The 10,759-nt window shown below is 72.0% G+C and carries 9 protein-coding genes; 7 read left to right on the forward strand and 2 right to left on the reverse strand.

Annotated elements, in window-relative coordinates:
- Positions 1-2 precede the first annotated feature (2 nt).
- The 4 genes from ACWEPL_RS12645 to ACWEPL_RS12660 are packed head-to-tail and all read left to right on the forward strand — an operon-like array spanning position 3 to position 3,044.
- A complete protein-coding gene (locus ACWEPL_RS12645; protein ID WP_452436138.1) occupies positions 3-1,037 on the forward strand; it encodes a FecCD family ABC transporter permease in 1,035 nt (344 codons plus the stop codon).
- The gene (locus ACWEPL_RS12650; protein WP_452436139.1) at positions 1,034-1,807 is read left to right on the forward strand and encodes an ABC transporter ATP-binding protein; all 774 of its coding nucleotides are present in this window, start codon (positions 1,034-1,036) and stop codon (positions 1,805-1,807) included. The genes ACWEPL_RS12645 and ACWEPL_RS12650 overlap by 4 nt, the downstream gene beginning before the upstream one ends.
- Positions 1,804-2,442 (forward strand): adenosylcobinamide amidohydrolase, encoded by a 639-nt coding sequence (locus ACWEPL_RS12655; protein WP_452436140.1) that lies wholly within the window; start codon positions 1,804-1,806, stop codon positions 2,440-2,442. Before ACWEPL_RS12650 ends, ACWEPL_RS12655 begins: the two co-directional genes overlap by 4 nt.
- Before the next feature lie 32 nt (positions 2,443-2,474).
- Positions 2,475-3,044, forward strand: coding sequence for a Uma2 family endonuclease (locus ACWEPL_RS12660; RefSeq protein WP_363963221.1), 570 nt, complete (start codon positions 2,475-2,477; stop codon positions 3,042-3,044).
- Here ACWEPL_RS12660 and ACWEPL_RS12665 read toward each other — a convergent pair.
- Positions 2,963-4,687, reverse strand: a complete 1,725-nt coding sequence (locus ACWEPL_RS12665; RefSeq protein WP_452436142.1) for a hydantoinase B/oxoprolinase family protein — start codon at positions 4,685-4,687, stop codon at positions 2,963-2,965. The two genes, ACWEPL_RS12660 and ACWEPL_RS12665, sit on opposite strands and share 82 nt — an antisense overlap.
- Positions 4,672-6,729, reverse strand: coding sequence for a hydantoinase/oxoprolinase family protein (locus ACWEPL_RS12670; RefSeq protein ID WP_452436143.1), 2,058 nt, complete (start codon positions 6,727-6,729; stop codon positions 4,672-4,674). Before ACWEPL_RS12670 ends, ACWEPL_RS12665 begins: the two co-directional genes overlap by 16 nt.
- Positions 6,730-6,832: 103 nt before the next feature.
- Between ACWEPL_RS12670 and ACWEPL_RS12675 the strand changes: the two genes are divergently transcribed.
- The 3 genes from ACWEPL_RS12675 (at position 6,833) to ACWEPL_RS12685 (ending at position 10,753) form a co-directional block, all read left to right on the forward strand.
- Entirely contained in the window at positions 6,833-8,311 is a 1,479-nt protein-coding gene (locus ACWEPL_RS12675; RefSeq protein ID WP_363963227.1) for a zinc ribbon domain-containing protein, read from the forward strand.
- Complete coding sequence (locus ACWEPL_RS12680) at positions 8,311-10,026, forward strand: serine/threonine protein kinase (protein ID WP_452436144.1); 1,716 nt, start codon at positions 8,311-8,313, stop codon at positions 10,024-10,026. The genes ACWEPL_RS12675 and ACWEPL_RS12680 overlap by 1 nt, the downstream gene beginning before the upstream one ends.
- Before the next feature lie 70 nt (positions 10,027-10,096).
- Positions 10,097-10,753 (forward strand): response regulator, encoded by a 657-nt coding sequence (locus ACWEPL_RS12685; protein WP_452436145.1) that lies wholly within the window; start codon positions 10,097-10,099, stop codon positions 10,751-10,753.
- The last annotated feature ends 6 nt before the right edge of the window (positions 10,754-10,759 follow it).

A 10,759-nucleotide genomic window follows, 5' to 3' on the forward strand; every position in this document is an offset into this window, starting at 1 on the left:
CCATGGCGGCGCAGGCCGGCCCGTCGAGGGCCAGACCACTCTGGATCGCGTGCGCCCTGGGCGTGCTGGCCGTCTGCATGATCGCCGGGCTGCTGGACGGGGCGGCCGACATCTCGCCGTGGCAGGTGGTGCTCCAGGCCGTGGACTGGCTGCCGTTCGTGCACGTGGACTCCGGGCTCGCGCCGGTCGAGCAGGGGCTGCTGTTCGAGCTGCGGCTGCCGCGGGTGCTGGTGGCGGCGGTGGTCGGAGGGCTGCTGGCGATGGCGGGGGCGGGGTACCAGGGCGTGTTCCGCAACCCGCTCGCCGACCCGTACCTGCTGGGGGCCGCGGCCGGGGCCGGCCTGGCGACGACCGTGGCCATCGTGCTGCTGCCGGAGTCGGGCGCGAGCATCCCCGTCGCGGCCTTCCTGGGGGCCGTGGGCGGGGTGTTCCTGGCGTACACGCTCGGCAACACCGCCGGGCGCTCCGGCGGCACCGCGACGCTGGTGCTGGCCGGGGTGGCGGTCACCTCGTTCCTGACCGCGATCCAGACGTTCATCCAGCAGTTCAAGGTCGAGGAGCTGCAGCGCGTCTACTCGTGGATCCTCGGCGACGTCGGCGGCGGGTGGGACCAGTTCTGGCTGGTCCTGCCGTACGCCGCCGTCTCGGCCGTGCTGCTCCTGCTGCACGGGCGGATGCTGGACGTGCTGTCCGTGGGCGACGAGGAGGCCACCAGCCTCGGCGTGCGGGCGGCCAGGGTGCGCCTCACCGTGCTGCTGGCCGCCTCCCTGGCCACCGCGGCGGCCGTGGCGGTGAGCGGGCTGATCGGGTTCGTGGGCATCGTCATCCCGCACATCGTGCGGCGGCTGGCGGGCGGCTCGTACCGGATCGTGCTGCCGCTCTCGCTGGTCGGCGGCGGGGCGTTCCTGGTGCTGGCCGACCTCATCGCGCGTACGGTGATCGCACCCGCCGAGCTGCCGATCGGAGTGGTGACCATGTTCGTGGGGGCGCCGTTCTTCGTCGGCGTCCTGCGCATGACCAGGCGGACGGCGACGTGATCAGCACCCAGGCGCTGTCGGTACGGCTCGGCGACCGCGAGGTCGTGTCCGACGTCTCCCTCCAGGTACGCCGCGGCGAGTGGCTGGCGATCATCGGGCCCAACGGGGCGGGCAAGTCCACCCTGCTCAAGGCCGTCATGGGCCTCGTCGCGCACCGGGGCGAGGTCACGCTGGACTCCCGGCCGGCGGCCCGGCTCAAGCCCCGCGAACGTGCCCGCCTGCTGGCCTACGCCCCCCAGAGCCCCGCCCTGCCGCCCGACATGACGGTCTTCGACTACGCGCTGCTCGGGCGCACCCCGTACATCCCCTACCTGGGCCGCGAGAGCGCGCACGACCGGGAGGTCACCGCCGGCGTGCTCGAACGGCTCGACCTGACCGCGCTCGCCATGCGGCGCGCGGGGGAGCTGTCCGGCGGCGAGCGCCAGCGGGTGGTGCTGGCCAGGGCCCTCGCCCAGGAGGCGCCCGTCCTGCTGCTGGACGAGCCCACGACCGCCCTCGACCTCGGGCACCAGCAGCAGGTGCTGGAGCTGGTGGACCGGCTGCGGCGGGCGGACGGCCTGACCGTCGTCACCACCCTGCACGACCTGACCGTCGCCGGTCTCTACGCCGATTCCCTGCTCCTGCTGGCCGACGGGCGCGCGGTGGCCTCCGGCAAGCCCGCCCAGGTGCTCACCGAGCCGTTGGTGGGACGGCACTTCGACGCCCATGTGAAGATCGAGCCGGGACCGGACGGCCGGCCCGTCGTGCACCTCGTCAGGGGAGGGCCATGAAGCTCACCTATCGGGTGGAGGATGGGACGCGGCTGGGGGCGCTGCTGTGGGAGTTCGGGCCGGGCTGGCGGATGATCTCCTCCGCGCTGCTCGGCGGCGGGATCGGCCCGCGCGAGTGGGTGCTGAACGCGCAGGTGGTGGCCGGGTACTCACGGATGGACCCGGTCGACCACCTGCTGTCGTTAGGCCCGGCGGGGGACGGCGTCGGCATGCTGACCGCCGCCTCCGTCGACCGCTGCGTCCAGGCCTCGGACGGCGGCGTGGAGGCGTACGCGACCGTCGGCCTCCGCGTCCCGACCTGGGCCGCCGCCCCGGAGGGGAGCGCGGACCCGGAGCTGGCGCCGATGCGGGTGGGGACCATCAACATCGTGACCGTGCTGCCGGTGGCCATGACGGACGCGGCCCTGGTCAACGCGGTGATGACGGTCACGGAGGCGAAGTCCCAGGCGCTGATCGAGGCGGGCTTCCCCTGCACGGGCACGGCGTCGGACGCGGTCTGCGTGGCCGCGCCGGCGGAGGGGCCCGCGGAGCTGTTCGGCGGTCCCCGCTCGGAGTGGGGCGCCCGCGCGGCCCGCGCCGTCCACGCGGCGGTCCGCCAGGGCGCCGAAGCGTGGCGACCTCGTGACTTCACGTGACGGAAGTGTGTGTGAGGTCCGATACTCGGCACGTGATCTCAATCGCCGGGCCGACAGTCCTCCCTGGAAGGCCGCCCTATTCCGTCGAGGACCTGTTCACGTTTCCCGATGACGGGAATCGCTACGAACTCTTCAACGGAAGCCTCCTGATCAGCCCGCTGCCCACCATCCTGCATCAGCGGGTCATCTCCCGCGCGATGCGCGTTCTCGATCGCGAGGTGCCGCGCGACCTGACGCCGCTGATGGGCGTCGGCGTGCAAGCGAGCGACCGGGACTTCTACATCCCCGACCTGGTGGTCGTGCCGGAAGAGGCGATCAAGGCGGACGAGCCCGTGCTCTCACCTGGGCAGGTGCATCTCGTCGGCGAGGTGGTCGGCCCGGACACCCAAGGGCGTGACAGAGCGCTGAAGGTCCTGGCCTACGCGGTGGCGGGCATCCCCGTCTACTGGCGCATCGAGCCGGACGAAGAGGTGCTCTACGTCCATGAACTCGACGGCGACACTTATGGCCCGCCGATCGCCTATGGAGCCGGGACCGGCGTCACCCTGTCGTCGCCCTTCCCGGTGAGCTTCGACCCCGCCGACCTGGTCTCGAAGCCGTAGTCCTCGGCCGCCCTCCGTGGCGTGACGCGGCCCGCCTCGAGGTCGGCCAGGATCGCCTCGGGGTCGCGTTCGGCCGGTGGGCCGAGGCCGGCGCCGCCCGTCGTCTCCACGATGAACGCCTCCCCGGCCGCGAACCGCACGTTGTTGACCTTGGACGCCAGCCGTTCCACCGTCCCGTCCAGGTGGCGCCTGAAGAAGCCGCCGAGCCGCCCCGGCTGCCCGCCGGCACGGCCAGGGGGCGGGAGGCGGAGGCGGTCGCCGCGGGTGGTGACGTGGCAGTCGGCCAGGAAACGGTAGACCGTGCGCGAGCCCAGCCCGCCGCGGAACCGGCCGGGGCCGCCCGAGTCCGGGATGGTCTCGACGGACTCGACGATCAGCGGGCAGCGGCTCTCCACCGGCTCCGCCTGCGGCACCGAGTTGCGGCCGATGCCGAAGTGCACGCCCGTGGCGTCCGGGCCGTCCAGGCCCCGGCGGGCGCCCACGCCGCCGAAGTCGTAGGAGAGGTGGATCCAGTACGGCGCCCCGACGGCGGCGATCGAGAACGGCTGCAGGATCCCGCTGGGGGCGATGGCACGCTCGGGGACGGCGTCGGACATGGCCTGGAAGACGGCCTCCATGGCGGCGTAGATCGGGACGTACCGGCCGCCGCACGGGTAGGGGGAGCGGGCGTTGAGCAGGGAGCCCTCGGGCAGGCGTACGTCGATGGCGCGCAGGCAGCCGTCGTTCATGGGAATCGTGGGGTCGAGGAAGCAGCGGACGGCGAAGACGGCGGCGGCGAGGGACTGCGAGGCCGAGGCGTTGATCGCGGCCGGGACCTGCGGGCCGGTGCCCGCGAAGTCCAGCACGGCTCGTTCGTCGCCGAGGGTGACGGCGACCCGGATTTCATGCGATTTTTCGGGATTTATGCCGTCATCGTCGATCGGGTACGCCGCCTCGAACCGGCCCGTCGGCAGCTCGGCCAGCGCCGCGCGGGTCCTGGCCTCGGTGTAGTCCAGGTAGTCGTCGACGCCCGCGCTCAGGCCCTCCGCGCCGTACTCGCCGACCAGGGTCTCCAGCCGGGCGGCGGCCACCGCCGTCCCGGCCACCAGGGCCCGCACGTCGCCCATGACCTTGTCGGGGGTACGGCTGTTGGCCCGCAGGATGGCCTCCACGGTCGGATCCAGGCCCTCCTCGGTGGCCAGGCGCACCGGCGGGAGCTGGAGGCCCTCCAGGAAGATGTCGGTCGCCAGCGGGGCCATGCCGCCCGCCGAGAGGCCGCCCAGGTCGGAGACGTGGATCATGGTGGCGGTGAAGTACGCGGGGGCCTGGCCGACGAAGACCGGGCGGTAGACGAGCAGGTCGTTGGTGTGCACGCCGCCCCGGTAGGCGTCGTTGAGCACGTACACGTCGCCCGGGCTCATCCGGTCCGCGGGGATGTCCTTGAGGAGCTCGGGGAGCGCCACCTTGAGCGCCATGCTGTTCATGAGGGTGGTGGCCATGGACTGGGCGATCAGGCGGCCCCGGGCGTCGAGGACGGCGGCCGAGGCGTCGGAGCCCTCCACGATGAACGTCGAGTACGCGGAGCGGACCACCACGATGCTGGCCTCTTCCGCCGCGACGACGAGCGCGTTCCTGAGCACCTCGGCGGTCAGGAGGTCGGGCATGTCGTGCTCCTGGTGAGGTGGACGGCGCGGGTCTCGGCGAGGGTGGCGGTCCAGCCGGGCGGGACGACGATCGTGGACTCGGCGTCCTCGATGATCGCGGGGCCGTGGAGCGGGCCGCCGGCCATGGTGTCCCTGGTGTGGACGGGGACTTCGGCGTAGCCGCCGGTCTCCGGGAAGTACGCCCGCCTCCCCCGGGGCACGGCCGCCGCTGTCGCGTCCCCGGCTGCCCCGTCGCCGGCCGTCCCGTTCCCGGCGGCCTCATTCCCGGTGGTGCCGGGGGGTGGGGAGGTGGGGGCGGTGAGGTGGATGCGGTAGCTGACCAGTTCGATCTCGCTCCGTTGCGCGATCCCGTACACCTCCTCGTACCGTGCGAAGAAGCGGGACGCCAGCTCCTCCCGGGAAGACGTCCACTCGACGGTCAGGTCGTGGGACTGGCCCTTGAAGCGGACGTCCACCGACCGTGACACCAGCACCCCGGGGTCCGAGAGTGAGACGCCCAGGTCGGCGGCGGCGTCGGTGGCCAGGGAGGTGAAGACGGCGGAGGGGTCGGGGGCGTCCAGGCGGGACAGGACGCGGTCCGTGGAGAGGGCGCCGGTGAGGAGTCCGGCGGCCGAGGCGACGCCGCAGTGCGCGGGCACCACGACCGTCCCGATCCCGAAGCGCTCCGCGACCCGGGCCGCGTGCATGGGACCGGCGCCGCCGAAGGCGACCAGGGCGAAGCCGCGCGGGTCGATGCCGCGCTGCACCGTCACCACGTGCACCGCCGACGCCATCGAGGCGCTGACGATCTCGTGCACGGCGTACGCGGCCTCCTCCCGGGAGACCCCGAGCGGCGAGGCCAGCCGGTCGAGGGCCTTGGCGGCCAGGTCCGGAGTCAGGGGGAGCGAGGCCGAGGAGAGGTAGCCGAGGACCAGGTTCGCGTCCGTGACCGTGGGTTCGGAGCCGCCCAGGCCGTAACAGGCGGGCCCGGGGGAGGAGCCCGCCGAGTGCGGGCCGACGCGGAGCGCGCCGGCGGCGTCGAGCCAGGCGACGCTGCCCCCGCCCGCCCCCACCTCCGCCAGGTCGATGGCCGGGGTCTTGATGGGCACGCCGGTGCCCGCGCGCCGGCCGCCGAAGCTGCCCTTGCCGCCGACGTGGAACTCGTTCGTGATCTCGGGTGTCCCGCCGCGTACGACGCACGCCTTGGCGGTGGTCCCGCCCATGTCGAACGAGATCACGTCCGGGAACCCGGTCCCGGCCGCCGCCAGCACCCCCGCCGCCGGGCCCGACTCGATCGTGGCCACCGCGCGCCGGGCGGCCAGCTCGGCGGAGATCACGCCGCCGCTCGACTCCATGACGTGGACGGGCGCGCGGATCCCGATCTCGGCCAGCCGTTCCCGGAGCTGCGAAAGGTACGAAGCCATCAACGGGCCGATATATGCGGACATGATGGTGGTGGTGGCGCGCTCGTACTCGCGGATCTCCGGCCAGATCTCCGACGACGTCACCACGTCCGGGATCGACTCCCGCAGGAGCTCGGCGACCTGCCGCTCATGGGCCGGGTTGGCGTACGAGTGCAGCAGGCAGACCGCCGCCGACGTGATGCCGCGGGCCGTGATCGCCGCGGCGGCCCGGCGTACGGAATCGAGGTCCAGCGGCGTCAGCACCGCGCCGCGCGCCGAGACGCGTTCCACCACCTCGAAGCAGTCGCCCGCGGCCACCGGCGGAGGCGGCGGTGAGAAGCGCAGATCGTAGCGGTCCTCCTCGACCCGCGCGTAGCGCCCGAGCGGGACGGCGGCGCGAAAGCCCTGGGTGGTGACAAAAGCGACCCGGACCCCCTTGCGTTCGAGCACCGCGTTGGTGGCCAGCGTCGTCGCGTGGACGACCCGCGTGACCTGCGCGGGGTCGCGGTCGCCGAGCGCGCGCGTAACGCCGGCCACGATGCCCGCGATGGGGTCGTAGTGGGTGCTCAAACATTTGGCCACGGCAATCGCGCCGAACGTGCCTCCAAGGACCACATCGGTGAAGGTGCCACCGACATCTACGCCGATCGTGTAGCCCACCCAGGTACGTTATTCCCCCGAGCAAGCGCTTGTCTACGTGGCGGTCTATTGACTTACAGCATGCGATTGGGACCCTGGTCCTAGACCTGCGTTGGGAGCGGAGATGGCGCGCCTCACAGCTCTTGCCGGTGGCGTCGCGACGGCACTGGTGCTGATCGCGATGCCGGCCGCGGCTCACGAACACCCGAGCGGGATCACCGACCTGGTGACCCCCGCCGTGGTGCGACTGGAAGCCGTGTCTCATGTGGAGATCACCCTGCTCGACCACATCGGCGAGCTCAAACATGTGGAGCGGTCCTACGACATCCCGTTCGCCGCGGGCACGGGGACCGTCGTCAACCCCGACGGCACGATCATCGCGCTCAGGCGCCTGGCCGTGAACCCCAACGACGTCGCGATCTACGCGGCGAACAAGGTCTTCGCCGAGCACCACAAGGTGAAGATCCCCCTCGACTACGAGAAGCACAAGCTCAAGGACGACCTGCTCAACCACCACCTGGCGGAGTGCTATCCGCCGAAGACCGACACCGCCACCTGCATCATCAACGTGACCACCGAGATCACGGCCTATCCCAACGTGTCGCCGCCGACCCCCAACGGCATCAAGGTCAAGTGCATCAAGGCCGGCCCGACGCCCGACAGCCCCGCCGTGCTGGTGCCGGTGACCCCCATGACCGGAGGCGTCGGCATGCCCACCGCGCCGCTCGCCGACCAGGTGCCCGAGCAGGAGGGAGCGCCCACCAACGTGGCGGGCTTCCTCGGCCGGCCGGGCCCGAAGGTCCTGGAGACCGTCGAGATCGCCCACCTGGGCAAGGGCGGCGCGGGAGGTGCGGGCGGTGACAACGGCAGACCGTTCGCCGACCCGGAGAAGAAGGTGGACGAGCCGGTCAAGCTGGGCGGCCTGGCCGACCAGGGACTCATCGGCGCCCCCGTGATCGGCGACAAGAACGGCCACGTCATCGGCCTGCTGGTGGGCGGCGGCAAAGAGGGCAGGATGATCGGCGTCAGGGAGATCAACGGCATCCTGGCCGCCGCCAAGGTGGCGCCGCGCAGAGGCGCGATCGACACGGCGTTCGAGGCGGCGCTGACCCGCTATCACACCAAGTACTACACGGAGGCCGCGCCCGGCTTCCAGCGCGTGCTGGAGCTCTATCCGGGCAACGTGGTGGCCGCCAAGCTGCTGAAGACCTCGCTGGAGAAACGGGGCGGGCCGGAGGACCAGGGCACGAAACAGGTGGCGGCCACCACCACCCGGTCGACCCCGCTGTGGCCGTTCATCGTGGCGGCCGGAATCCTTTTCATGGCGGCCGCGGGCGGGGCGTATCTGCTGTGGCGCCGCCGTGCTCCTGAAAAGGTGACAGAGCCGCCAGAACCACCGGGGGCGGCCGCGCCACCGCTCGACGACGGGGCCAGCCAGACCGTGGTCGTACGGCGGTCGCAGGCGTTCCCCATGGTCCCGCAGCAACAACAGCAGGTGATGACCGCGCCGAACCCGGCGATCAAGTACTGCACCTCGTGCGGCATGCGACTCGGGCCCGCGCATCGCTTCTGCGGTTACTGCGGCCACCCCATCGAGACGTGATGCCATTGAACGAAAGATCGCTCATCGGCCAGGAGGTGGCCGGGTACTACATCGAGGACATCGTCGGCAAGGGCGGCATGGCCGTGGTCTACCTTGCGCTCGACCCCAGGTTGAGCCGCCGGGTGGCGCTGAAGATCCTCAACCCGGTGCTCAGCGTCGACGACCGGTTCAGGCAGCGGTTCATCCTGGAGTCCAGAACGGTCGCCAGCATCGAGCACCCCAACATCATCCCGATCTACGAGGCCAACGCGGACGCCGACGGCGTCCTCTACATCGCCATGCGCTACGTCGACGGGCTCGACCTGCGCCGGCTCATCTACGACCGCGGACCGCTGCCGATCGCCCAGGCGAACCAGGTCTTCGCCCAGGTCGCCGCCGCCCTCGACGCCGCGCACGCGCACGACCTGATCCACCGCGACGTCAAACCGGCCAACATCCTGATGGCCGGTGACCACGTCTACCTCACCGACTTCGGCATCACCAAGCACCGCTCGTCGATCTCCGGGCTGACCCAGACCGACCAGTTCATCGGCACGCCCCGCTACATGTCGCCCGAGCAGATCAACAAGGAGCACATCGACGGCCGCGCCGACCAGTACGCGCTGGCCTGCGTGGTCTACGAGGGGTTGTCGGCGCGGCTGCCGTTCCAGCGCGAGAACGACATCGCGCTGCTCTGGGCCCACCTGGCCGAGCAGCCGACGCCGCTGTCGCAGCTCAGGCCCGACCTGCCCGCGCAGATCGACGCCGTGATGATGCGGGCGCTGGCCAAGGCGCCCGAGCAGCGCTACGCCACCTGTACGGAGTTCGTGACCGCGCTGCGTGACGCGATCAGCGGGCACCAGCCCGACCCCATGAGCGGCCCCACCAGCGGGCCGCACCTCGTGCCCCGCCAGGGTCCCCACTCCGGCCCGCACCCGGCCCCGTACCCCGCGCCCGTCCCGGGACCCACGACCGGACCCACGACGGGCCCCCCTACCGGCCCCCCGACCGGCCCCGCCTCTGGGCCCACCTCAGGCCCGCGCCCCGCGCCCGTCCTGGGGCCCCCGTTCACGCCGATCGGGTCGGACCGGGCCCCCGCGCCCCCCACGCATCCGACCGCGCCCAAGAAACGCCCGGGACGCGTCCCGATCGTGGCCGCCACGCTGGTCGCCGCCGTCGCGGCCCTCGCGCTCGTCGCCATGATCATCATGAACCACCGCGGCGACACCTGGTCCCGCTACAAGACCAGCGCCGCCGCGCCGCTCACGTTCGAGTACCCGGGCGACTGGACCGTGCGCACCCACCAGGACCTGTTCGCGGTGGTCTCGCCGCACGCCCAGGAGTTCGAGTCCCTGTTCGTGGCCGGCCCCGGCGCGGACTGGTCGGCGATCTCCCAGGTCGTCGAGGACGACCCCGACTCCGCCTCGGGCGTCTACGTCCAGGTCTCCGACACCCTCGACGCCGGCGGCAACTCCGAGCAGATGAAGGCCAAGATGGAGGCCCTGCTGCCCGGCCAGGTCGACGTCGGCAAACCCGTGCCGGACCAGGCCGGCACCAGCCCCGCCACCCGCTTCGACGGCTCCCTGCACGACCCCGCGTCCGGCACCAGGCTGGGCTTCGTCAGCTACGTGATCGACCGCCAGCCCAAGACCATGCTCGTGATGTACTTCTGCGCCAAGGCCACGTGCGACGACGCCACCCAGACCCGCATCCGGCAGAGCGTCCATGTGTCGTGACTTGTGACTCACTTGCGTGCGGCTTGGCCTGGGTGTTCAAGGCGGGTGCCCGGCGTCTACCCTCCGGCTTGTGGGCATTCGCATAGTCATCGCCGACGATCAGGCGATGGTCAGGGCCGGGCTGCGCATGGTCGTCGACAGCGACCCCGGCATGGAGGTGGTCGGGGAGGCGTCCGACGGGCGCGAGGCCGTCGTCGTGGTCAGGCGTACGCGGCCGGACATCGTGCTCATGGACATCTCGATGCCCCGGCTCGACGGGCTGGCCGCGGCCAAGGAGCTGCTGGACGACCCGTCGCCGCCCAAGGTCATCACGCTGACCACGTTCGACACCGACGAGAACCTCTACGCCGCGCTGCGCGCCGGCACCAGCGGGTTCCTGCTGAAGGTGTCGCCGCCGGAGCAGCTCCTGGAGGCGATCAGGGTGGTGCACGCGGGTGACGCGCTGCTCGACCCGGCCGTGACGAGCCGGGTGATCGCCACGTTCGCGGGCCGCGCCGAGCCGACACCCTCGCCCCGGCTGGCCGAGCTGACGCCGCGCGAGTTGGAGGTGCTCCGGCTGCTGGCGCGCGGCCTCACCAACGCGGAGATCGCCGGAGAGCTGTACGTGGGGGAGGCCACGGTCAAGACGCACGTGGCGCGGGTGCTGATGAAGCTGTCGCTGCGCGACCGGGCGCAGGCGGTGGTCTTCGCGTACGAGACCGGGGTGGTCCGGCCGGGCGCCGCCTGAGGGTTT

It is taken from the genome of Nonomuraea sp. NPDC004186, from assembly GCF_053603495.1.